The 22,304-nt window shown below is 72.5% G+C and carries 21 protein-coding genes; 14 read left to right on the top strand and 7 right to left on the bottom strand.

Features of this window, described 5'->3' with window-relative positions; translation table 11 throughout:
* The first annotated feature begins 92 nt into the window (after positions 1–92).
* Positions 93–905, top strand: coding sequence for an NIPSNAP family protein (locus tag FHY05_RS09690; RefSeq protein WP_183944181.1), 813 nt, complete (start codon positions 93–95; stop codon positions 903–905).
* A gap of 185 nt (positions 906–1,090) precedes the next feature.
* Here FHY05_RS09690 and FHY05_RS09685 read toward each other — a convergent pair whose 3' ends face one another.
* The gene (locus FHY05_RS09685) at positions 1,091–2,659 is read right to left on the bottom strand and encodes a PAS domain-containing protein (RefSeq protein WP_260181444.1); all 1,569 of its coding nucleotides are present in this window, start codon (positions 2,657–2,659) and stop codon (positions 1,091–1,093) included.
* A gap of 169 nt (positions 2,660–2,828) precedes the next feature.
* A complete protein-coding gene (locus tag FHY05_RS09680) occupies positions 2,829–3,149 on the bottom strand; it encodes a multidrug efflux SMR transporter (protein WP_183944180.1) in 321 nt (106 codons plus the stop codon).
* 250 nt (positions 3,150–3,399) lie between these two features.
* On the opposite strand from FHY05_RS09680, the gene FHY05_RS09675 reads away from it, so the two are divergent.
* Both FHY05_RS09675 and FHY05_RS09670 read left to right on the top strand, forming a co-directional pair.
* On the top strand, positions 3,400–3,678 hold the full coding sequence (locus FHY05_RS09675) for a hypothetical protein (protein WP_183944347.1): 279 nt from the start codon (positions 3,400–3,402) through the stop codon (positions 3,676–3,678).
* Between the two features lie 75 nt (positions 3,679–3,753).
* Entirely contained in the window at positions 3,754–4,668 is a 915-nt protein-coding gene (locus FHY05_RS09670; RefSeq protein WP_183944179.1) for a crotonase/enoyl-CoA hydratase family protein, read from the top strand.
* On the opposite strand, the gene FHY05_RS09665 is transcribed toward FHY05_RS09670, so the two are convergent.
* On the bottom strand, positions 4,665–6,608 hold the full coding sequence (locus tag FHY05_RS09665) for a bifunctional diguanylate cyclase/phosphodiesterase (RefSeq protein WP_183944178.1): 1,944 nt from the start codon (positions 6,606–6,608) through the stop codon (positions 4,665–4,667). The two genes, FHY05_RS09670 and FHY05_RS09665, sit on opposite strands and share 4 nt — an antisense overlap.
* Positions 6,609–6,791: 183 nt before the next feature.
* Between FHY05_RS09665 and FHY05_RS09660 the strand changes: the two genes are divergently transcribed.
* The 10 genes from FHY05_RS09660 (at position 6,792) to FHY05_RS09615 (ending at position 16,551) form a co-directional block, all read left to right on the top strand.
* On the top strand, positions 6,792–7,595 hold the full coding sequence (locus FHY05_RS09660; protein ID WP_183944177.1) for a hypothetical protein: 804 nt from the start codon (positions 6,792–6,794) through the stop codon (positions 7,593–7,595).
* 276 nt (positions 7,596–7,871) lie between these two features.
* On the top strand, positions 7,872–8,792 hold the full coding sequence (locus tag FHY05_RS09655) for a hypothetical protein (protein WP_183944176.1): 921 nt from the start codon (positions 7,872–7,874) through the stop codon (positions 8,790–8,792).
* A 27-nt stretch (positions 8,793–8,819) separates the two neighbouring features.
* A complete protein-coding gene (locus FHY05_RS09650) occupies positions 8,820–9,626 on the top strand; it encodes a metallophosphoesterase family protein (protein ID WP_183944175.1) in 807 nt (268 codons plus the stop codon).
* The gene (locus FHY05_RS09645; RefSeq protein ID WP_183944174.1) at positions 9,623–10,279 is read left to right on the top strand and encodes a hypothetical protein; all 657 of its coding nucleotides are present in this window, start codon (positions 9,623–9,625) and stop codon (positions 10,277–10,279) included. The genes FHY05_RS09650 and FHY05_RS09645 overlap by 4 nt, the downstream gene beginning before the upstream one ends.
* A gap of 278 nt (positions 10,280–10,557) precedes the next feature.
* A complete protein-coding gene (locus FHY05_RS09640; RefSeq protein WP_183944173.1) occupies positions 10,558–11,424 on the top strand; it encodes an SDR family oxidoreductase in 867 nt (288 codons plus the stop codon).
* Positions 11,425–11,561: 137 nt separating this feature from the next.
* Entirely contained in the window at positions 11,562–12,014 is a 453-nt protein-coding gene (locus FHY05_RS09635; RefSeq protein ID WP_221191103.1) for a MarR family transcriptional regulator, read from the top strand.
* A 10-nt stretch (positions 12,015–12,024) separates the two neighbouring features.
* Positions 12,025–14,013: an FUSC family protein gene (locus tag FHY05_RS09630; RefSeq protein WP_183944172.1), complete on the top strand. Its 1,989-nt coding sequence runs from the start codon at positions 12,025–12,027 to the stop codon at positions 14,011–14,013.
* Complete coding sequence (locus FHY05_RS09625) at positions 14,010–14,234, top strand: DUF1656 domain-containing protein (RefSeq protein WP_183944171.1); 225 nt, start codon at positions 14,010–14,012, stop codon at positions 14,232–14,234. The genes FHY05_RS09630 and FHY05_RS09625 overlap by 4 nt, the downstream gene beginning before the upstream one ends.
* Before the next feature lie 5 nt (positions 14,235–14,239).
* On the top strand, positions 14,240–15,133 hold the full coding sequence (locus tag FHY05_RS09620; RefSeq protein ID WP_183944170.1) for an HlyD family secretion protein: 894 nt from the start codon (positions 14,240–14,242) through the stop codon (positions 15,131–15,133).
* Complete coding sequence (locus FHY05_RS09615; protein WP_183944169.1) at positions 15,130–16,551, top strand: efflux transporter outer membrane subunit; 1,422 nt, start codon at positions 15,130–15,132, stop codon at positions 16,549–16,551. The genes FHY05_RS09620 and FHY05_RS09615 overlap by 4 nt, the downstream gene beginning before the upstream one ends.
* A 175-nt stretch (positions 16,552–16,726) precedes the next feature.
* Here the strand turns inward: FHY05_RS09615 and FHY05_RS09610 are convergent, their stop codons facing one another.
* The 4 genes from FHY05_RS09610 to FHY05_RS09595 form a co-directional block, all read right to left on the bottom strand.
* Positions 16,727–17,410: an AcvB/VirJ family lysyl-phosphatidylglycerol hydrolase gene (locus tag FHY05_RS09610; RefSeq protein ID WP_311732435.1), complete on the bottom strand. Its 684-nt coding sequence runs from the start codon at positions 17,408–17,410 to the stop codon at positions 16,727–16,729.
* Between the two features lie 74 nt (positions 17,411–17,484).
* Entirely contained in the window at positions 17,485–19,824 is a 2,340-nt protein-coding gene (locus FHY05_RS09605; protein WP_183944168.1) for a xanthine dehydrogenase family protein molybdopterin-binding subunit, read from the bottom strand.
* Positions 19,821–20,810 carry a xanthine dehydrogenase family protein subunit M gene (locus tag FHY05_RS09600; protein WP_183944167.1) on the bottom strand — a complete coding sequence of 330 codons (990 nt, stop codon included), beginning with the start codon at positions 20,808–20,810 and terminating at the stop codon, positions 19,821–19,823. The genes FHY05_RS09605 and FHY05_RS09600 overlap by 4 nt, the downstream gene beginning before the upstream one ends.
* Positions 20,807–21,313 (bottom strand): 2Fe-2S iron-sulfur cluster-binding protein, encoded by a 507-nt coding sequence (locus FHY05_RS09595; RefSeq protein WP_183944166.1) that lies wholly within the window; start codon positions 21,311–21,313, stop codon positions 20,807–20,809. Before FHY05_RS09595 ends, FHY05_RS09600 begins: the two co-directional genes overlap by 4 nt.
* A gap of 210 nt (positions 21,314–21,523) precedes the next feature.
* Here FHY05_RS09595 and FHY05_RS09590 point away from each other — a divergent pair, with 210 nt between their 5' ends.
* A complete protein-coding gene (locus FHY05_RS09590; RefSeq protein WP_311732434.1) occupies positions 21,524–22,249 on the top strand; it encodes a glutamine amidotransferase in 726 nt (241 codons plus the stop codon).
* The last annotated feature ends 55 nt before the right edge of the window (positions 22,250–22,304 follow it).

Genomic DNA, 22,304 nt, shown 5'->3' with positions numbered 1-22,304 from the left:
GACGACCGATCACGATCGCTAGCTCGGCGTAACGGATTGACGGAGCCAGTCTTTTCGGCTCCTACGGGCATTCGGGCCGGGGAGAGGAAAGAATGACGCAGGCGATCCAACGACGCTCGCTGCTCGCGGGAGCTGCTATCGGCGGCATGACGCTGGCGAGCGGCGCGGCGAGCGCGCAGCGCGCCGTCGCGACGACCGCGCCAGAAGTCTATGAGCTGCGCACCTATCACCTGGTGCGCGGGCCCATGCGCGAGCGGCTCGACACCTATCTGCGCGAGGCCTTCATCCCCGCCGCCCGCCGCGCCGGCTGCGGGCCGATCGGCGTGTTCACGGTCGCGATCGGCTATGGCACGCCGGGGCTCCAGGTGCTGGTGCCGCACCCGACGATCGCCGACTTCGCCGCCCTGCCCGACCGGCTCGCCGCCGACGCGCGCTACACCGCCGCGGCGGCACCCTTCCTCGGCACCACGCCGGACGCGCCGCCCTTCGTGGCGCTCGACGTCAAGCTGATGCGCGCCTTCCCGCACTTCCCGCGGATCGAGCTGCCCGCCGCAGCCGCCGGCAACAAGGGGCGCATCTTCGAGCTGCGCACTTATTACAGCCACAACGAGCGCGCGGGCACCACCAAGATCGGCATGTTCGACACCGGCGGCGAGATCGACATCTTCCGCCGTACCGGGCTGACCCCGGTCTTCTTCGCGCAGGACCTGACCGGCGCGCACCTGCCGAGCCTGACCTACCTGCTCACCTTCCCCGACCTGGCGACGCGCGAGCGCAACTGGGCGACGTTCGGCTCGGACCCGGCGTGGCGCAAGCTGATCACCACGCCCGGCCTGACCGATCCCGAGATCACCTCGGCCGCCGACAACCAGATCCTCAGCCCGACCGCCTACTCGCAGATCTGACGCGGCGGAGAAGCGGAGTCTCGCCGCTCGCCCGGCGGCCCGCGTTCGATGCCCCGACGAGACGGTCAGGCTAGAGGCCTGCAGTCACCCCCGCCTTCGGGGGTCGGTTCATCGTCGTGAACGCGCTCCCCACGATCGTCATCCCGGCCCTGAGCCGGGGGCGATGGTTCAGCAAGAGCGATGACTTAGGCGTGAGCGGCACGACGGATCGCGGCTCGAGGCCGAGATGACGGGAGTTCCGCAACGAACCGCGAAGGGAAGGCGCTTACCAGCGTGGGACCACCGAGCGGACCTAGTCCAGCGACAGCGGCAGCACCGCGGTGAACACCACGCCCTCGGGTCGATAGTCGATCTCGGCGCGGCCCCCCGCCTCGCTGGCGAGCACGCGCCGGATCAGCTGCGTGCCGAAGCCGCTGCGCTCGGGCGCGACCACGGGCGGGCGCGGCGCGCTCGGTCCAGTTCAGCCGCAGCAGCGCTGGGGTGGCCCGATCGATCAGCTCCCACGTCACCTCCACCACGCCCCCGGCGTTGGAGAGTGCGCCGTATTTGGTCGCGTTCGTCGCCAGCTCGTGCAGCGCCAACGCGAAGGCGACGACGAGGTGCGGCGGCAGGCTCATCGCCGGGCCGTTCAGCACGAAACGCTGGCCGTCGTCGATGCCGAAGGGCGCCAACGTGCGCTCGAGCAGGTCGCGCACCGAGGCGCTGGCGAAGTCCTCGCTGACGAGCAGCTCGTTCGCCGCCGCCATCGCTTGGATCCGCGCCGCGATCGACTCGCCCGCGTCCTCGAGCGAGCTGGCGCGGCGGATCGTCTGCGCCACCACGGCCTGGAGCGAGGTGAGCGTGTTCTTGACGCGGTGGCTGAGCTCACGTGCCAGAAGTGCGCGATGGCCCTGGTCGCGCCGGCGCTCGGTGATGTCCTGCGTGGTGCCGACCAGCGTGATCGGCGTGCCGTCGGCACGATGGTTGGCCTGGCCCCGAACCTGCACCCAGCGCTCCTCGCCCGACGGCAAGGCGAGGCGATATTCCGCATCGAGCATCGTGCCCTCGCTGATCGCGCGCTCGATCGCGGCGGCCTGCATCGCGCGGTCGTCGGGGTGGATGGTCGCCTGCAACTCCTCCAAGCTGAGCGAGTCGCCGGGGCGGCGGCCGCAGATCGCCTTGCAGCTGTCGGACGCGATCAGGTGGCGCGTCTCGAGGTTCAGGCTCCAGGTGCCGAGCCGCCCCGCCTCCAACGCGAGCCGCAGCCGCTGCTCGCTCGCCTGTAGCTCGGCGGTGCGCCGCGCGACCTCCGCCTCCAACTCGGCGCGGTCGCGCTCGAGCCGGGCAACGCGCTCGCGCTCGGGGGTGACATCGAACTGCGAGGCGAAGAAGAAGGTCAGCACGCCGTCGTCGCTGAACACCGGCGACACCAGCAGCCGGTTCCAGAAGGTGGTGCCATCCTTGCGGTAATTGAGCAGCTCGAGTTCGATCGGCTGACGCAGGTCGATCGCGGCGCGCAGCCGCGCCACTTCGCCGCGGTCGGTCGCGGGGCCCTGAAGAAAGCGGCAGTTCTTGCCGATGATCTCGGCGCGGGCGTAGCCGGTCAGCCGCGCGAAGGAGGCATTGGCGAAGACGATCGGATTGTCCGGCTGGCGCGGGTTGGTGATCAGCATCGGCATGCGCGTGGCGCGAACGGCCGAGGAGAAGGGGTCCGGCCCGTTCCCCGCACGCACCAGCTCGCGGATGATTCGCGCTTCTTCCTTGAAGTCGGGCAAGTCTCGGTTTTCCCCCGCGGCGATCGACTCGACGCCGCACATTCCTAATATGGATTAGGAGCGCCTGAGGAAAGCGCTCGTCGCGCGCTCGTGCCCGGCGGAACGGGACCAGGGCGCGGCCCCAGCTCCCGACATCGGCCCGACCTGGCGCCGGCGCGGCTGGCTCTGCTCAGGCCGAGGCGAAGAACTTGGTGCCGACGACCCCGACGATGATCAGCGTGATGAAGCCGATCTGCGCCAGGTTGAGCGTCTCGCCGAACAGCACGACGCCGAGGAGCGTCACGCCCACAGCGCCGAGCCCGGTCCATACCGCATAGGCGGTGCCCGCCGGCAGGCCGCGCATCGCCAGCGCGAGCAGCCCCATGTTGACGAAGCTGAGCGCGATCGGGATCGTTGAGACAAGCACGCCGGGGCGCATCGCCGCCCACTTCAGGCTGAGCGCCCAGATGATCTCGGTGACGACGGCAACGCCGAGGATGAGCCACGCCATGAGGAGGTTCCTTCTCGCGGGCTCGGTGGAGGTGTCCGCGGCCGGAAACCCGGAAGAGGCCGTGACGGCGCGCCCGATAGGCGCCCGCGTCGGCGCTGTCCAGCGGCGCCTTCCCTACGAGGCCGCACCCCTGCGCGCGCCGGAGGCGCCACGATGGGTCACTTCGGTGACTCTGGGCTCCTGCCTGGGCAGGAGCGACGGGGGCACGAACGTTATCGGCCTGATCCGGGGTGAAAGGCAGCATGCCGTCATGGCGAAGAGAAAACGTTACCTGATCGCGACGCTCTCCGACGGCTACGTCAAGACGATCGGGCCGACCGCGGCGCCGCTGACGCACTACTGGCGTATCGTCGCGCAGCTTCAGAACGGGCGCACCGAGGTGTTCTGGGGACATGAATCTTCGCGACGCGCGGCGCTCGCCAAACGGGTACCGGCGGAGGAGGCGGCGAAGCAACGCGGATGGCGATCGTTCGACTTCGAAGTGGTCGCGCTGCAGGAAACGACTGACGGACCATCGGGGGACACATAACAGCGCCAGCATCCGCGAGCGCTCCGGGATATTCTTCTCACGCAGCAGAGCGCTGTACGAGAAGAGGAAAACACCATGACTGTCGAATATCCTCCGGTCGTCCCCGGGCCGCACCACCGCCTCCAGCAGGCCGACTCGCCCGCCCCGGGCGCGCGGCCGCTGTTCCAGCTCGACCAGCTCGACGTGAGCTTCGACCCGGCGCTGGAGACGCTGTGGACCTATATGCGCCCGCGCACGCGGCCGAGCTTCAACCCCGACCTGCTGCGCGACTTCGTCTCCTGGCAGGAGGACATCGAGCTCGCCTGCGCCAGCGGCGCGATGCCGATCCGCTACCTCGTGCTCGGCTCGCGCTTCCCCCGCGTCTTCTCGCTCGGCGGCGACCTCGATCTGTTCGCACAGCATATCCGGGCGGGCGACCGCGAGTCGCTGGTGCGCTACGGCCGCGCCTGCGTGCAGATCCTCCACCGCAACATGACCGGGCTCGACCGGCCGATCGTGACGATCGGGCTGGTCGAGGGCGACGCCCTGGGCGGCGGCTTCGAGGCATTGCTGTCGTTCAACGTCGTCATCGCCGAGCGCGGCGCGAACTTCGGCCTGCCCGAGACGCTGTTCGGCCTGTTCCCGGGCATGGGCGCGCACTGCTTCCTGTCGCGCCGGCTCGGCGCCGCGCGCGCCGAGCAGATGATCCTGAGCGGGCGGACCTACGGCGCCGAAGAGCTGTACGAGATGGGGCTCGTCCACGCGCTCGCCGAGCCGGGCGCGGGGCGCGGCATGGTGGCGGACTATATCCGCCAGAACCGCCGCCGGCACAGCGCGCACTGCGCGATCTACGAGGCGTCGCGCGCGGTGAACCCGCTGCCGCTCGCCGAGCTGGAGGCCGTGGTCGATCTATGGGCCGACGCCGCGCTGCGGCTGACCGAGACGGACCTCAAGCTGATGCGGCGGCTGACCGGCGCGCAGACGCGCCTACTCGAGCGCGCCGCTGCCTAGGCGGTCCCCGCGCGCAGCCGCGTGCCGGCGAACATGGCGGCGACCATGTCCGCCGGCATCGGCCGCGCGAGCAGATAGCCCTGTACCGCGTCACAGCGCGTGCGGCGCAGCTGATCGAGCTGCGCCGCCGTCTCCACACCCTCCGCGACGGTGCGCATGCCCAGCTTCGCAGCGAGGTCGACCACGGTCTGCACGATCGCGATCGACGCCGGGCTGTGGTCCAGGTCGGTGATGAAGGACCGGTCGATCTTGAGCGTCTGGAACGGGAAGCGGGTGAGATAACTCAGCGCCGAATAGCCCGTGCCGAAATCGTCGAGCGTGGTGTTCACCGCCAGCCGGTTGAGCGCCTTGAGCGCGGCGAGCGAGGAGTCGACATCCTCGAGCAGTACCGACTCGGTCACCTCGAGGTGGAGCCGCTGCGGCGCCAGCCCCGTCGAGTCGAGCGCGCTGATCACCACCGCTGGCAGGTTGCTCGCGCGCAGCTGCACCGGCGACAGGTTCGCTGCGATCGAGACGTGCGCCGGCCACTCGCTCGCGGTGCGGCAGGCCTGGTGGAGCACCCAATTGCCGATCGCGACGATCTGGCCGTTGTCCTCCGCGATCGGGATGAACTCGGCCGGCGACACCGCGCCGTGGCGGCGATTGGTCCAGCGCAACAGCGCCTCGCACGAGCTGATCCGCTCGCCCGCGAGGTCGTAGATCGGCTGGTAGACGAGATGGAACTCGCCGCGTTCCAGCGCGCCGTGCAGCTCGGCGGCGAGCTGGCGCCGGCGCTCGATCTTCTCGTCCATCGCCGGCTCGTACAGCGACATCTGCCCGCGCCCGCTCTCCTTCGCGCGATACAGGGCCAGGTCGGCGTTCTTGAGGAGCGTGTCGGCGTCGCCCCCGTCACGCGGCGCCACCGCGACCCCGACCGAGACGCTGGAGCGCAGCCGGTGCCCGTCGCACTGCGCCGGCTCCCCGACCACCTCCAGCAGCCGCCGCCCGATCGCGACCGCCTCGTCGGGGCTGTCGAGCGCGCAGACGATCGCGAACTCGTCGCCGCCCAGCCGCGCCACCGTACCGCAGTCGGCGAAGGTGCGCCGCAGCCGCTCCGCCACCGCGACCAGCAGCGCGTTGCCGGCGAGATGCCCGAACGTGTCGTTGACCTCCTTGAAGCGGTCGAGGTCCAGCCACAGCAAGGCCAGCGCGCCCCCGTTCGCCTTCGCCGCGGCAAGCCGCGCTTCGAACTGCTCGCGGAACGCGGTGCGATTGGCCAGCCCGGTCAGGTCGTCGCGCCGCGCCATGCTGGCATTGTGCTCGGCCAGCGCCGCTTTCTCGTGAGAGACGACGACGGCGCGCAGGATCGTCTCGTAGGTCTGCAGCGTGATCTCCATCATCGCCACGACGAACAGCAGGATGACCGCCGCCAGGACCGCCTTGAGCGGATCGAGCGCGATCAGCAGGCCCACGACCAGCGGCAGCGAGGCGCCGCACAGCTGGCTGAGCGCGATCGACGGCCGGCCGGCGTTGCGTCCGGCGATGCCGGCGGCGTAGCCGATCGCGGTGGTGACCGCGAGCAGCTGGAGCACGCCATCGTCGGTGCGGGTGAGCGTGAGCAGCCCGAACAGCCCGAGCAGCCCGGCGTAGCTCAGAGCGCCGAGGCGGTAGCCGCGCTCCTGCCGGCGCACCGTCGCCCCCGCGACCGCCTGGCGGTGAAGTCGCACCGCGTCGACGATCCGCACCACGCCGACCGTCCCGATCATCACCGCGCAGCCGGCGAGCCACTCGTCGCGACTGACCGCGGCGACCACCGCGGCGATGACGCTGCTCGTCAGCGCGCCGATCACGAGCGACTGCGGCGAGGCATAGAGCGATCCGACCAGCGTGGCGCGCACCGCCGCGGTGATCCGCTCGTCGGGGTGTCGCAGCTGCCGCAGCCGGTGGATCAAACGCGCCATAACTTCCTCATGCGCAGCAACTATCTACTCTCCCTAAAGACGCACCTTAACCGGCGTTGGTATCGCGCGGTGATCAGCGCTCCCGCGCCGAGGAGCACCGCGCTGCCGCCGCATCGTGCGCACGGCCAGACGGGTGTAGAGCGGCGCTGAACGAGCGGGCGCCGCGCGCTCGAGGAGCCGCGCATGACCGACGATCCCCGCCGTGCCGTTGCCAAGGTCCCCGCGGTCACGCTGGGCTATTGGACCATCAAGATCCTGGCGACGACCCTGGGCGAGACCGGGGGAGACACGGTCTCGATGAGCTGGCTGGGCGAGACCAGTCCGGATGCTGGTGCGTCGGGGTTGAACGGTTATCTCGTCGGCACCGCCATCTTCGGCCTGCTCCTCGTCGTGCTCGTCGCGCTGCAGGTGCGCGCGCGACGGCTCGACCCCTGGCTCTACTGGGCGACGATCCTTGCCTCGACGACGGCGGGGACGACGCTGGCGGATTTCGCGACCCGCTCGCTCGGCCTCGGCTATGCCGGCGGTGCGCTGCTGCTGGTCGCGCTGGTAACCGCCGCGCTGCTGTTGTGGCGACGGAGCACCGGGAGCGTCGACATCGGCGCTGTCGCGGACCGGCGGAGCGAGCGCTTCTACTGGTTGACGATCACCTGCTCGCAGACGCTCGGCACCGCGCTGGGCGACTGGGTCGCGGGCTCGGGGCTGGGCTATGACGGTGCCGCACTGGTGTTCGGGGCGCTGCTCGCGGCCGCCGCGCTGCTGTACTGGCGAACGCGGGTACCGCGCGTGCTGCTGTTCTGGACCGCGTTCATCCTCACGCGACCGCTCGGCGCGACTGTGGGCGACTACGTCGACAAGCCGACCGCGCACGGCGGGCTCGGACTGAGTCGTCCGATCGCGAGCATGGCGCTGGCCGCCGCGATCGTCCTGCTCATCGTCGTGCTGCCGCAGCGGCCGGCGAAGCATATGTCTCATAATGAACCATAAGCGCCCGTCGGGAGGTCGGCGTCGACACGGACGTCACGGCGATAGCAACCGAGCATGCGGGCGCTGAACGCACCTTAGACCGCGACGGAGGAGCGGCGACGCGCTCCGCTCCCAGCCCGTCCGTGTTCGTCTTTTCCCGCCAGCCACCCGCCGCTCGGCCGGCGATCAATCCTGTTTCCCTTTGAGCCCATTGGCGTAAGGCGTTGATTAACCATTCGGTGCTGCCGGCGCCTACTCGGTGACGAGCACCGCGACGCCGCCCTCAGGGAGAGCCCGATGACCCACGACAGAACGGTACTCGCCGCGCTCGCCATCTGCGCTCTTGCCACGCCGGCGGCGAGCCAGGCGCTCGAGCCGCCCGATCGCCCTGTGCGCTACGACGGCACCAGCGCGATCTCGCCGTCGAGCGCGAACACCTCGGTCTCCGCCGCCACCGTGCCGCAGGCGATGGAGCGGCTCGGTCGCGACGACGCCGCGCTCGACGTGTCGCTCGGCGGCATCTACGGCGAGGGCGATTTCGGCACCGGTTCGACGACGACGATCTGGAGCTCCGCTTTGGGCGCCCGGCTGCGGCTGAACGATCTCACGCTCTCGGCCTCGCTGCCGTGGATGCGGATCCGCAGCCGCTCGACCGTCTTCACCGGGATCGACGCCACCCCGGTGCTGGTCGCACCCAACACCTCCGCGGTGAAGCGCACCGCCGAGGGTCTCGGCGATCTGACGCTCGGCGCCGCCTACACGATCGCCCCATCGGGCAGCCCGGTCGAGATCGAGCTGTCGGGACGCGCCAAGATCAACACGGCGACGCGGGGCAGCGGCCTGTCCAGCGGCGAGAACGACTATGCTCTCGGCGCCGACGCGTCGCTGCCGCTGGGCGCGCTTACCCCGTTCGTCTCGGTGACCTACCGCTTCCTCGGCGACACGGCGCTGTACGAGCTGCGCGACGGCCCGGCGGCCTCGGTCGGCGCCTCCTTCGCCATCGGGCCGGACGCCTATCTGCTCACCTCCTATCATTACGCGCGCGCGGCGACGCGGCTGGTCGAGGACTCGCACGAGCTGTTCGCGGGCGCGTCGACGCGGCTCGCGGGAACACCGCTGCGCCTGACCGGGTTCACGACGGCGGGGCTGTCGCGCGGTGCGGCGAGCTTCTCGGCGGGCCTCGCCGTCTCGGTGGGCCTGTCACGGGCGCGTGAGTGAGCGCGCGGGCGCGAGGGTGACGATGGGGTGAGCGGCGGCGAGCACGCGGGCGAGGCGGACCGGATCTACGCGATCGGCGACCTGCACGGCCGCTTCGACCTGTTCCGGGCACTGATGCGCCTGATCGAGCGCGACCATGCCGCGCGCGGGCCGGCCACGACGCGGATCGTCCTACTCGGCGACCTCGTCGATCGCGGGCCCGACAGCGCGCGGCTGGTGCGCGGCTGCCTGCGGCTCAGCCAGCTCAACCCGCGCTTCACCGTGCTCAAAGGCAATCATGAGGAGATGATGGTGCACGCACTGCGCGGCGACCTCTGGGCGTACCGCGCCTGGCTCGACTTCGGCGGGCGCGAGACGCTGCTCAGTTGGGGCGCCACACCCGAGGTGACCGGGGGGTTGCCGGGGCTGCGCGAGCTGCGCGCCGCGGCGCGGCTGGTCGGCCGCGACGTGATCGACTGGCTCGCGCAGCTGCCGCTCTCGCTGCGCCACGAGGATCATCTCTTCGTCCATGCCGGCATCCGTCCCGGCGTCGCGCTCGATCGCCAGGTGCCGCGTGACCTGTTGTGGATCGGCCAGGAGTTCCTCGAGGCCGAGGACGATCACGGAGTCACCGTGGTCCATGGCCACACCATCGCCGAGGACGGCCCCGAGGTGCGCGGCAACCGCATCGGGATCGACACCGGTGCCTATCGCACCAGCCGGCTCACCGCGATGGGGCTGGAGCGCGGCGAGCGCTGGTTCCTGCAGGCGGAGCAGGAGGGCACCGCGCCGGTCGACGCGATGGGCGAGCGCGCGAGCGCGAGCGGTCGCCTGGACGCGGTGGTCGCGCGATGACCAACCCGCCGACCGTCTTCGACGACGAGGAACTCGACGCCGCGCTGCTCTCCGTGCTGGGTAGACCCGGCGCAGCGAGCAGCGGTGCCGAGCCCGCGGCCGCCGCGCCGCGCGCACTCGCCCACGCGCTCGCTGCGTCGCGCCGCGCCTCGGCGACGCTCGGGCTCGCCGCCGCGGTGGCGATCGGCGGCCTCGCCTTCGTGACGATCGAGCGCGGTCAGCCGCGCGACGCGCCGCGCGATCGGGCGGCGCGGCCGGAGGCGCGCCCGCGCGAGCCGGTGAGCGCAAGCGTGTCGGTCAGCGCCTCGGTCGCGCCACTCGCTCCCGCGTCCACCGTCGCGGACAAGGCGTCGCGCCTGCCCGCGCCGCGGCGGGCGCTCGCCACTGCCGACGCGCGTGTATCGCCGCCACCGTTCCGGCCAGCCCGGCCCGACGATGGGCCACGCCCGGCCCTGATCGCGCTCACGGATCAGATGGTCGGCGCGCTCGAACCCGGTCCCGTCCCGGTCGCGGCGCCGCCGGCGCCCTCGCTCGAGCCGGCGACGCTGGCCGACACCAGTCCATCGTCGGCGCTGGCCGATCTCACCCCCCCGACACGACGCGCCCGCCGCGACTCCGTGGCGGCGATCCGAGGCTTCCGCCGGCAATGGTGAGCGGCCGGTCCGTCGCTCGGACGACGGACGGCGCGGACCACCACGCTCTTCCCCACTCACGCGCCGCGACCGGCGGTGCGCTCATGCGACGCGCCTCCGCGCCGCCCGACCCGCTCGGGCGACCCGATCCGAGGCGGGTCTTCTTCCACCGTTCATGGTCCTTCGGGTGCGCTATCGTTCCACCAACAAGACGGATCGTCTAGAATACGCGTCTATTCGGTCGATCATGGAACACGCATCTTCGCCTTCGTCAGCACGACACACGAAGGAGACCTCTCATGACCATTCTCGTCATCGGTGCCACCGGCCGCGTCGGCCAGCACGTCGTCAATCAGCTGCTCGCCCGCAACGCCGAGGTCCGCGTCCTGACGCGCGATCCCGCCAAGGCGAGTTTCCCCGCCGCGGTCGAGGTCGCGAAGGGCGACCTGCTCGACATCGATTCGCTGCGCGCCGCGCTCACCGGGGTGAGCACGCTGTTCCTGCTCAACGCCGTCACGGGCGACGAATTTACCCAGGCGATCATCACGCTCAACCTCGCGCGCGAGGCCGGGATCGACCGCATCGTCTATCTCTCCGTGTTCGGCGCGGACGAGGCGGTCAACGTCCCGCATTTCGCGGTCAAGTCGGGTGCCGAGCGGATGCTGGCGGCGATGGACGCGGGCGCGACGATCCTGCGGCCGACCTATTTCATCGACAACGAGGCGATGGTGAAGGACGTGATCCTGCAGCACGGCGTCTACCCCATGCCGATCGGCGGCAAGGGCGTGGCGATGGTCGACGCGCGCGACATCGCCGAGGCCGCCGCGATCGAGCTGATCCGCCGCGAGCGCGCCCCCGCCAAGCTGCCGCCCGAGACGATCAACCTGGTCGGTCCAGAGACGCTGACCGGCGCGGATGTCGCGGCGATCTGGTCCGACGTGCTCGGCCGCCCGATCGTCTACGGCGGCGACGATCCGAGCGGCTTCGAGCAGAACATGGCGACCTTCATGCCGCGCTGGACCGCCTATGAGATGCGGCTGATGGCGGAGCGCTACGTCAGCGACGGCATGATCCCGCACGAGGGCGATCGCGAACGGTTGACCCGACTGCTCGGCCGCCCACTGCACGACTATCGCGAGACCGCGACGCGTCTGGCCGAAGCCTGACGGTCACTCACGCGGCGAGAATAGCACCGCGCGTCATCGGCGATGGCCGGTGGCGCGCGACGGGCTCGAGGCAAAGAGGCTCTCACGAACGCCCCGCATCACTTGAAGAAAGGTCGATAGATAGCTAACTAACCGAAGTGCCCGTCGAGTCGTTCCCGCCCGAGCGTCAGCTCACCACGTTGCTCGTGCCGCTGGCACGTGCCTACCGGCGCCATCTCGACCGCGAACTCGCGGACCTCTCGCTGTCGCACTCCTCCGCGCTGGCCGTGATGCTGCTCGGGCGGATGGAGGACGGCGTACGCCAGGGCGCCCTGGCCGAGCAGCTCGGCGTCGAGCCGCCCACGGTCGTCCCGATGCTCGACCAGATCGAGCGCGCGCGGCTCGCCGAACGCCGCCCCGATCCCGCCGACAAGCGCGCCAAGACGCTCCACCTCACCGACGCGGGCCGCGCGCTGGCCGCCGCGGCGGAGGCGCGCTCGGCCGAGATCCGTGCCGCGCTGTTCGCCGGGATCGCTCCTGCCGAGGTCGCGGTGGCGAGCAAGGTGCTCGAGCGGCTCGCCCAGGCGCTGGCCGCGGCCGACGCGGCCTGATCCGATGCGCGTGGGTCCGCGCGAGGTCGTGTTCTCGGCCAATTGCTTCGCCGCGGCGATGCTGGCGCTGTACGTCTCGTTCGCGCTGGGGCTCGAGCGCCCGTTCTGGGCGATGGCGACCGTCTATATCACCAGCCAGCCGCTGAGCGGTGCGGTCCGCTCCAAGGCGGTGTTCCGCCTGCTCGGCACGCTCGTCGGCGCGAGCGCGGCGGTGGTGATGGTGCCGCTGCTGGTGGACGCCCCGCTGCTGCTCTCGCTCGCGCTCGCCGGCTGGGTGGCGACGTGCCAGTTCGTCTCGCTGCTCGATCGCACGCCGCGCTCCTACCTCTTCATGCTGGCGGGCTATACCGCGGCGCTGGTCGGCTTCCCTACTGTGGGCCATCCCGAGGCGATCTTCGACGTCGCGGTGCTGCGCGCGCAGGAGATCGGCATCGGCGTGACCTGCGCCGCACTCGTCCATGCCGCGGTATGGCCGCGCAGCGTCACCGCGCTGCTCGGTGCGCGCGTGCGAACGCTGCTGGCCGAGGCCGAGCGCTGGATCGCCGACGCGTTAGCCCCCGTACCGACGGAGCGCGCCGACCAGGAGCGCCGTCGTCTCGCCGGCGACGTCACCGAGCTGCACGTCATGGCGACTCATGTCCCGTTCGACACCGCCGCCGCGCGCCCCACCCGCGCGCTGCTGAGCGCGCTGCAGGACCGTTTCGTGCTGCTGCTGCCGCTCGTCTCCGCGGTCGAGGACCGGCTCCGCGCCATCGCCGTCGAGGGCGAGGTGCCCGCCGACGTGGCCGCGCTGGTCGAGGACGTCCGCGCCTGGGCGAGCGACGCGGGCGCGCACGACCCGGCCAGCCTGGCCGCGCGCGTCGACGCGCTCGCCGCGGCGCTGACGCCCGCGGACTGGCGCGAGCTGCTGATCGCCAACCTGCTCGACCGGCTGCGCGAGCTGGTCGAGGCACTCGACACCGCGCGACTGGTCGCGGCGCAGGCGATCGATCCCGGCGCCGCGCCGCTGGAGCGCGTGCGTGCGCTGCTGAGCGAACGGCGACGGCGACCGCTCCACCGCGACCTGCCGCTCGCGCTGCTCTCCGCCGTCGCCACCTTCGCCGCGATTCTCGCCTGCTGCGGCTTCTGGATCATGGCCGCCTGGCCCGAGGGCGCGGTCGCGGCGATGATCGCGGCGGTGGTGTGCTGCTTCTTCGCCACGATGGACGATCCGGTGCCGGCGCAGCGCGGCTTCCTGATCTGGACGGTCGCGTCGCTGCCCTTGGTCGCGCTGTACCTCTTCGCGCTGCTGCCGCTGGTGCACAGCTTCGAGACGCTCGCGCTGCTGCTCGCGCCGGCGCTGCTGGTGCCCGGCGTGCTGATGGCGCTGCCGCGCTGGTACGGGCGGATGATGCCCTTGCTGATCGGGTTCGCGGGCGGGCTCGCGCTGACCAACAGCTTCACCGCCGACGCGGCCGGCTTCTTCAACGGCAGCGTCGCGCAGCTCGCCGGGGTCGCCGCGGCGATGGTGGCGACGCGGCTGTGCCGCAGCCTCGGCGCGGGCGCCGCGCTGCGCCGGCTGCGCCGCGCCGGCTGGCGCGAGCTCGCCGAGCTGGCCGCGCACCCCGGCCGCGCGCCGCTGCCGGCGTGGCGGAGCCGCATGCTCGACCGCGTCGGGCTGCTCGGCGCGCGCGTCGGCGACCTCGAGCAGGGCGACCGCGACGCCGGCATGGCCGCGCTGCGCGAACTCCGCGTCGGGGTGAACATCGCGCAGCTCGCCCCCGCCAACGACGACTCGCTCGCCGCGCTGCGCGCCGACGTCGCCGCGCATTACCGCGCGCGCGCCCGCGGCGACGTGGCCGCGCCCGAGGCGGCGCTGCTCGCACGCCTCGACGCGGCGATCGCGACGGCGCTGGCGGAGGTGCCCGCCCCGCGCGACCGGCTGGCCGCGCTTACCGGACTGCGCCGCAACTTCTTCCCCGCCGCGCGCGAGCTCGACCACGCGAGGGCGGCGGCATGAACGGCGAGATCGACCTCGCGGGCGTGTACGTCCACCCGCTGCTGCTCGCCGCGGTGCTGGCCTTCGTCGCCGCGGAGACGATCGGCTGGGCGCTGGCGCGGCTCGGCCTCTACCGCTTCGTCTGGCACCGCGGGCTGTTCGACGTCGCGCTCACCGTCATCCTCTGGGCCGGCTGCGCCGCGCTCCTCGGCGGCACCGCGCCCGCCGCTGTCTTCGGCTAGGAATCATGAGAAAGATCGTCATCCTCCGCGTCGCCGTGACGCTGGTCGTGGTCGCCGTCGCCTGTCCCGCGGCGCAGCGGCTGTGGATCCACTATGAGGAGGAACCGTGGACGCGCGACGGCCGCGTGCGCGCCGACGTGGTCCAAGTCGCCCCCGACGTGTCAGGGCTCGTCACGCAGGTGTTCGTGCGCGACAACCAGCCGGTCGCGGCGGGGACGCCGCTGTTCGAGGTTGACCGGCCGCGCTACCGGCTCGCGGTGGCGCAGGCGCGCGCGGCGATCGCGGCGCAGCAGGTCCAGCTCGCGCAGGCGCGGCGCGAGGCGCGGCGCGACCGCGAACTCGGCGAGCTGGTCGCGGGCGAGGTGCGCGAGCAGAGCCTCGCCAGGGTCGCGCAGCTCGAGGCGACGCTGGCGCAGGCGCGCGTCGCGCTCGACACCGCCGAGCTCAACCTCGCGCGGACGCTGGTGCGCGCGGGCGTGGCGGGCACCGTGACCAACCTGGACCTGCGCCCCGGCGACTATGCCAGCGCGGGCCATCCCGCCTTCGCGATCATCGACCGCGCCTCGCTCCACGTGATCGGCTATTTCGAGGAGACCAAGCTGCCGCGCATCCACGTCGGCGACGCGGTGCGGGTGCGGCTGATGGGCGACGACGGCGCGCTCGCCGGCCATGTCCAGAGCATCGCCGGCGGGATCGAGGACCGCGACCGCAGCGCCGGCGCCAATCTGCTCGCCAACGTCAACCCGACCTTCAGCTGGGTGCGGCTGGCACAGCGCATCCCGGTGCGGGTCACGATCGACCGACTGCCCGCCGGCACGTCGCTCGTGGTCGGGCGCACCGCCACGGTGGAGGTGGTGCCCCCGGCTCCCGCCGTCGCCGCACGGGAGCATCGCGCGTGAGCCCGCGGCGCCTCGCCCCCGCGCTGCTCGCGGCGCTGCTCGCCGGCTGCGCCGCGGCCGGTCCGGAGTATCACCGGCCCGCCAGCGCGGTGATCGAGCGGCCGAGCGCGACCGGCGCGTTCGTCTCGGGCGATGCCGCCGCCTACGCGCCGGCGCCGCTGCCCGACCATTGGTGGCGTCTGTACCAGGACCCGCTGCTCGACCGGCTCGTCACCGCGGCGATCGCGCACAACACCGACCTGCGCGTCGCCGACGCCAATATCGCGCGCGCCCGCGCCGCGCTCGACCTCGCCGCGACCGACCGCACGCCGCAGACCCAGGTCGAGGTCGCGCCGGGCTACGCGCAGCGCTCGGCCGAGGAGGAGCTGTTGCCCGGCGCGGCACTCCCCTCCGCCCCGGTCTATGCGGGCCGGGTCGGCGTCTCCTACCAGCTCGACCTCGCCGGTCAGGTGCGCCGCGCGGTCGAGGCCTCGACCGCCGACGTCGCCGCGACGCGCGCCGCCTATGACGCGGTGAAGGTCACCGTGGTGGCCGACACGACGCGCGCCTATGTCGACGCCTGCGCCGCGGGACGCGAGATCGGCGTGGCGCAGCGCGCGCTGGCACTGCAGCAGCGCACCACCGCGCTGACGCAGCGGCTGGTGCGCGCCGGGCGCGGCATCTCGCTCGACGCCACCCGTTCCCGCGCGCAGGAGGAGCAGGTCCGCGCGACGCTGCCGACGCTGCTCGCGGCGCGACAGGTGGCGCTGTTCCGCCTGGCCACGCTCACCGGCCGCCCCCCGGCCGAGTTCGACCGCGACGTCGCCGCCTGCGCGCTCGAGCCCCGGCTCGACCGCCCGATCCCGATCGGCGACGGCGCCGCGCTGCTGCGCCGCCGCCCCGACGTGCGCCGCGCCGAGCTGCTGCTCCACGCCGCCACCGCGCGGATCGGCGTGGCCGAGGCGGCACTGTACCCACGCGTGACGCTCGGCGCCTCGGCGGGCTCGGTCGGGCTGCTGCGCAACGCGCTCGCGAGCGACACCTATAAGTTCTCGCTCGGCCCGCTGATCAGCTGGGAGTTCCCCAATCGCCGCCGCGTGCGGGCGCGGATCGCGGGCGCGGAGGCCGAGACCGACGCCGCGACGGCCAGCTTCGACGGCGTCGTGCTCGGCGCGTTGCGCGAGACCGAGACCGCGCTGACCGTCTACGCGCGCGACCTCGACCGCCGGGCGGCGCTGGCACAGGCGCGCGCGCAGGCGGCGCGGGCGGCGAGCGACTCGGAGCGGCTGTTCACCGCGGGGCGGACCGGCTTCCTGCCGGTGCTCGACGCGCAACGCACGCTGATCGGCACCGAGCAGACGCTCGCCGCGGCGGACAGCCGGCTCGCGGCGGACCAGGTCCAGCTGTTCCTCGCGCTCGGCGGCGGCTGGGAGGTGTGACGCTCGCCAATCCCCCCGCTCGCGGGGAAGTGGCAGCGCGTCAGCGCTGACGGAGGGGGCTCCCCGCGCACGGACCGGTCATTTGGGGCCACCCCCCTCCACCACCCGGCTGCGCCGGGCGGTCCCCCTCCCCATGCCGGGGAGGATCTCGACGCGACCTCGCGCACCCTCGCCGTCAGCGCCGATCCGCCCGTCTCACCGCCCCCAGCACGTGGCGGAGCAATCCTTCGGCATCATGGTTGATGTTGTGCCCGCCCGGCATCGCCACCTTGCGCAGGTTGGGCAGGTCGAGCAGCGGGCACAGGCTGTCGTCCTCCTCGGCGCCGTAGATGCAGGTGAGCGGCGTCCAGGTCAGCGTCCGCGCGGTGGTCACCGCGACGCTGTCGGGCGTGCCGTGATAGGCCCAGCCGGTCGGGTCGGCGCGATAGAAGACCGAGTCGCCCGGCAGCACCAGGATGATCCCCGCCACCCGCGCGCGCAGCTCGGCCGGCAGGTGCGCCATGCCGGTCTGGACGATGTCCGCGCCATAGGACTGGCCCATCACCACCAGCCGGCGCGCGCCGGTCCGCGCCAGCGCGGTGCGCACGGCGTCGGCGACGAAGGCGTCGACCTCGGCGCGGGTGCGGCGCTTGCGGAAGTAGACCGGCGAGGAGATGCCGACCACGCCGATATGATGCTCGGTCAGGCCGCGCGAGGTCGAGGCGCCGAGCAGGAAGCGCAGCCCCATGTCGCCCGAGACGTTGACCACCGCGACGTCGCGCACCGGCGGCGCCGCCGGATAGACGTGCACCGCGTCGCGGTCGAAATAGCCCGCCGCGGCCACCGCCGCGCAGACGAACGCCGAGCTGACCAGGCTCACCCGCACGCCGCGCCAGAAAGCGGAACGCGGGGGCCGCGCCGGGCGCGCCGCCGCGCGCTTTCCCCACCGCCGCGCTATAGCAGTTTGTCCAGCGTGATCGGCAGGTCGCGCACGCGCCGGCCGGTGGCGTTGTAGATCGCGTTGGCCACCGCCGCGCCGACCCCGGTGATGCCGATCTCGCCGACGCCGTGCGCGCCCATCGGCGTGTGCGGGTCGGGGATGTCGGTCCAGATCACGTCGATCTCTGGCACGTCGAGGTGCACCGGCACGTGATATTCGGCGAGGCTAGGGTTCATGATCCGGCCGTTGCGCTCGTCGAACTGGGTCTCCTCCATCAGCGCCATGCCCAGCCCCATGATGATGCCGCCGCGGAACTGGCTCGCCGCGGTCTTGGCGTTGAGGATGCGCCCGCAGTCGAACGCGCCGAGGAAGCGGCTGACCCGCGTCTCGCCCGTCACCGCGTTGACCTTCACCTCGCAGAACAGCGCGCTGTGCGAGTGCATCGACCAGTGCATCAGCTCGAGCGGCGGCGTGCCGGCCTTGGTGACCGTGACGCTGTCGCGCTGCGCGCGCGCCAGGATCGAGGCATAGCCCTCGCGCCGCGCGGCGTCGTCGAGCTTGGCCAGCCCGCCGTCCTCGCTGCCGACCTCGCCGGCCGCGAGCCCGGCGAGCGGTGAGTCGTTGCCCGCCAGCGTCAGCAGCTCGGCCACCAGCGCGTTGTGCGCGGCGATCACCGCGGCACCGATCGCCGCGGTCTGCTGCGAGCCGCCCGCCATGATCGCGCCCGGGATGGCGGAGTCGCCATAGGCGACCTCGACCCGGTCGAGCGGCAGGCCGAGCCGCTCGGCGGCGACGATCGCGGTGGTCGTGGAGGTGCCCATCCCCATCTCCGCCGCCGCTACCTCGACCAGCGCGCTGACGCGGTCGCCGTCGCGGCGGAGCGTGATCCGCGCCTCGGCACCGGGCATGCGGTAGTAGGGGTAGGTGCCAGTGGCGCAGCCGGTGCCGACCAGCCACTCGCCCTCGCGCCGCGCCCCCGGCGCGCCGCGGTCCGACCAGCCGAAACGCGCCGCGCCCTCGCGCCACGCCTTGTCGATGTGGCGCGACGAGAAGGGCAGCCCGGTGGTGGGATCCTTCTCGGGCTCGTTGCGCAGCCGCAGCTCGACCGGGTCGATCGCGAGCGCCACCGCGAGCTCGTCGATCGCCGACTCCAGCGCGAAGGTGCCCACCGCCTCGCCCGGCGCGCGCATGAAGGTGTTGGCCAACATGTTCATCTGCGTCACCTCCACCTGCAGCCTGATGTTGGGACAGGCATAGCCGGCGCGGGTGCCGAGGATGAACGGCTCGGGCATGTTGTTGTGCGGCGACATCACCGACAGGCCGGTGTGGATCAGCGCCTCGAACCGGCCGTCCGCGCTGGCGCCGATCGCGACGCGCTGCTCGGTCAGCGTCCGCCCGCCGACGACGCGGTACACGCCCTCGCGCGACAGCGCGATCCGCACCGGGCGCCCCGCCATTTTCGCCGCGGCGGCGCCGATCACCTGATGGTCCCACAGCCCCTTGCTGCCGAACCCGCCGCCTACATAGGGCGAGGTCAGCCGTACCTGCTCGGGGGTGAGATCGAACACCTCGCCGATCGTCTGCGCCTGCTGCGTCACCATCTGGCTGGCGTCGTGGATCACCAGCTCGTCGCCGACCCAGGCGATCGTCGCGGCGTGGGGCTCGATCGGGTTATGGTTGTGCCGCGGCGTGCGGTACACCGCGTCGACCTTGACCGCCGCCCGCGCCAGCGCACCCTCCGCGTCGCCGATCTCGTTGAGCAGCGGCTGGCCCATGAACAGGCCCTGCGCGATGCCGTTAACCTTGGCGCCCTCCAGCGAGGTGGTCGAGGGCTCGGCGACGTACGTGACCTCGACCAGCGCGGCGGCATGGTCGGCGTGCTCCTGCGTCTCGGCCAGCACCGCGACGATCGGCTGGCCGTTCCAGTGGACGCGATCGTCCTGGAAGATCGGGAGGTCGGCGGGGCCGACGCCGTGCGGCGTGGAGCCGAACGCGGGCGGCTTGTTCATCCGCGGCGCGTTGAGGTGCGACATCACCAGCACCACGCCGGGCGCCGCCTCGGCCGCGGCGGCGTCGATCGCGGTGATGCGCCCGCGCGCGATGGTGGCGTAGACCAGCGCGCAATAGGCCATGTCGTCGAAGCGGAACTCCGCCGCGAACGGCGCCGCGCCCTTCACCTTGAGCGGCCCGTCGAGCCGCGACACCGCCGCGCCGATCAGCCCGTGCTTGTGCTGGATCAGCGGATCGGGGACGCCGCCGGGGATCCAGCTGTCGGGCGCGAGCGGGACCAGCTTGGTCATCGCGCCCTGCACGAGGCCCTGGGCGCCCTGCTTGACCGTGTCGACGATGCTCATGCCGCCTCTCCCTTGACCAGCTCGCCCAGCACCGCGGCGAGCGTCCGCCCCGCCAGTGCCGGCTTGAAGGCATTGTGCCGCAGCGGCGCGGCGTCGGCGAACTCCAGGGCCGCGGCGGCGTGGAACGCCTCCGGCGTCGCCGGGCCGCCGCGCAGCGCCGCCTCGGCCTTGAGCGCGCGCCACGGCTTGTGCGCGACGCCACCGAAGGCGACGCGCACGTCGCCGACGCGGTCGCCGTCGAGCTCGATCGCCGCCGCCACCGAGATCAGCGCGAAGGCGTAGCTCGCCCGGTCGCGCACCTTGCGATAGGTCGAGCGCGCCGCCAGCGGCAGCGCGGGCAGCTCGATCGCGGTGATCAGCTCGCCCGGCGCCAGTATCGTGTCGCGGTCGGGCGAGTCGCCCGGCAGGCGGTGGAAGTCACCGATCGGCACGGTCCGCTCGTCGCCGACGCCGGCGACATGGACCTGCGCGTCCAGCGCCACCAGCGCGACGCACATGTCGCTCGGATGGGTCGCGACGCAGGCCTCGGACGCGCCGAGCACCGCGTGGATGCGGTTGAAGCCCTCGCGCGCGTCGCAGCCCTCGCCCGGCGAGCGCTTGTTGCAGCGCGAGCCGTCGGTGTCGTAGAAGTAAGTGCAGCGCGTGCGCTGGAGCAGGTTGCCGCCGACGGTCGCCATGTTGCGGATCTGCGCCGAGGCGCCCGCCAGGATCGCGCGCGACAGCATCGGGTAGCGCTCGCGCACCGCGCGATGCTCCGCCAGCGCCGTGTTGCGCGCCGCCGCGCCGATCCGCAACCTGCCGCCGTCGGTCTCCTCGATCGCGGCGGAGAGGCCGGTGACGTCGACCAGCGCCTCGGGTCGCGCCACCGTCTCGCGCATCAGGTCGACCAGGTTGGTGCCGCCGCCGAGATAGGCGGTGGCGCTCGCCGCGCCGAGCCGCAGCGCCTCGGCGGCGTCGCCCGCGCGGGCGTAGGAGAAGGGCGTCATGCCGCCCACTCCGCCGCGACGGTGGCGCGGATCGCGTCGACGATCCCGTTGTGCGCGCCGCAGCGGCACAGGTTGCCGCTCATCCGCTCCTGCACCTCCTCGCGCGTCAGCGCGACCGCGGCGGTGAGGTCGGCGCTGACGTGGCTCGGCACCCCGCGCCCCGCCTCGGCCGCCATGCCGATCGCCGAGCAGATCTGGCCCGGCGTGCAATAGCCGCACTGGAAGCCGTCATGCTCGATGAAGGCCTGTTGCAGCGGGTGGAGCCCGTCCTCGCCAGCCAGCCCCTCGATCGTGGTGACCGAGCGCCCCTCATACTGCACCGCCAGCGCGAGGCAGGAGAGGATGCGTTCGCCGTCGACCAGCACCGTGCAGGCGCCGCACGCGCCCTGGTTGCAGCCCTTCTTGGTGCCGGTGAGATGCAGTGCCTCGCGCAGGTGATCGAGCAGCGAGACTCGCGGGTCGGACGGCGGCGCCACCGCCTCCCCGTTGACGATGAGCGACATAAGGGCTTCTCCCTACCTCTCCGAAGCGGCGCGACCGCCGCGCTAACCTATACCAAGTTTCGGAAAGCGCGCGGCATCTTTCGCGGGAACGCGGCACTCGACCGGGCGCGGCGGCGCGTCATCGTGGCGCGCTCGCGCGGCGAGGCTAAGAGGAGAGTCAGAGGACGCGCCGAATCGTCGCCGCGCCGGTCACATTCGCGGAGGACCCCCGTGCCGCTCACCGCCGTCGCGATCCGCCATGTCGCCTTCGAGGACCTCGGCCACCTCGACGCGCCGCTGCGCGCCGCCGGCTATGCCGTCCGCTACGTCGAGGCGGCCGAGGGAAGCGTCGCCGCGCTGGACCCGCTCGCGCCCGACCTGCTCGTCGTGCTCGGCGGCCCGATGGGCGTCTACGACGCGCCGGAGCACCCGTTTCTCGGCGAGGAGTTGGCGTTGCTGCGCGCGCGGCTGGCGGCGCGGCGGCCGACGCTGGGGCTGTGCCTCGGCGCGCAGCTGATCGCGGCGGCGCTCGGCGCGCGAGTCTATCCCGGGCTGGTCAAGGAGATCGGCTACGCGCCGGTGACGCTCACCGCGGAGGGCACGGCCTCGCCGCTCGCCGCTCTGCCCGCCGGCCAGCCGGTGCTGCACTGGCATGGCGACACCTTCGACCTTCCGGCGGGCGCGACGCTGCTCGCCTCGACCGACGTCTACCGCCAACAGGCGTTCTCGGTCGACCGCCACGCGCTCGCCTTGCAGTTCCACCTCGAGGCGGACCGGATCGAGCGCTGGCTCGCGGGGCACGCCGCCGAGCTGAGCGCCGCCCAGATCGACCCCGCCGCGCTCGCGCGCGACGCGGCGCACCACGATGCCGCACTGCGCGACGCGGCCGAGGCGGTGCTCACGCGCTGGCTGCGCGATCCGTCGCGACACGGACCCGCCGACGCTTCCGGGAGTTGAGCGCGGCGCAGTCGAAGGGCACCCCGCCCCGTCGCGCTCTTCGCAGGTCGAATCC

It is taken from the genome of Sphingomonas sp. BK580, from assembly GCF_014194975.1.
GTDB lineage: Bacteria > Pseudomonadota > Alphaproteobacteria > Sphingomonadales > Sphingomonadaceae > Sphingomonas.
This window is presented reverse-complemented; position numbering and strand designations above follow the sequence as displayed.

Excerpts from the sequence above, each read along its gene's own strand:
- FHY05_RS09690 (WP_183944181.1), top strand. The coding sequence starts at position 93 with ATGACGCAGGCGATCCAACGACGCTCGCTGCTCGCGGGAGCTGCTATC.
- FHY05_RS09680 (WP_183944180.1), bottom strand. The coding sequence starts at position 3,149 with ATGGCGTGGCTCATCCTCGGCGTTGCCGTCGTCACCGAGATCATCTGG.
- FHY05_RS09675 (WP_183944347.1), top strand. The coding sequence starts at position 3,400 with ATGGCGAAGAGAAAACGTTACCTGATCGCGACGCTCTCCGACGGCTAC.
- FHY05_RS09670 (WP_183944179.1), top strand. The coding sequence starts at position 3,754 with ATGACTGTCGAATATCCTCCGGTCGTCCCCGGGCCGCACCACCGCCTC.
- FHY05_RS09665 (WP_183944178.1), bottom strand. The coding sequence starts at position 6,608 with ATGGCGCGTTTGATCCACCGGCTGCGGCAGCTGCGACACCCCGACGAG.
- FHY05_RS09660 (WP_183944177.1), top strand. The coding sequence starts at position 6,792 with ATGACCGACGATCCCCGCCGTGCCGTTGCCAAGGTCCCCGCGGTCACG.
- FHY05_RS09655 (WP_183944176.1), top strand. The coding sequence starts at position 7,872 with ATGACCCACGACAGAACGGTACTCGCCGCGCTCGCCATCTGCGCTCTT.
- FHY05_RS09645 (WP_183944174.1), top strand. The coding sequence starts at position 9,623 with ATGACCAACCCGCCGACCGTCTTCGACGACGAGGAACTCGACGCCGCG.
- FHY05_RS09640 (WP_183944173.1), top strand. The coding sequence starts at position 10,558 with ATGACCATTCTCGTCATCGGTGCCACCGGCCGCGTCGGCCAGCACGTC.
- FHY05_RS09625 (WP_183944171.1), top strand. The coding sequence starts at position 14,010 with ATGAACGGCGAGATCGACCTCGCGGGCGTGTACGTCCACCCGCTGCTG.
- FHY05_RS09620 (WP_183944170.1), top strand. The coding sequence starts at position 14,240 with ATGAGAAAGATCGTCATCCTCCGCGTCGCCGTGACGCTGGTCGTGGTC.
- FHY05_RS09605 (WP_183944168.1), bottom strand. The coding sequence starts at position 19,824 with ATGAGCATCGTCGACACGGTCAAGCAGGGCGCCCAGGGCCTCGTGCAG.
- FHY05_RS09600 (WP_183944167.1), bottom strand. The coding sequence starts at position 20,810 with ATGACGCCCTTCTCCTACGCCCGCGCGGGCGACGCCGCCGAGGCGCTG.
- FHY05_RS09595 (WP_183944166.1), bottom strand. The coding sequence starts at position 21,313 with ATGTCGCTCATCGTCAACGGGGAGGCGGTGGCGCCGCCGTCCGACCCG.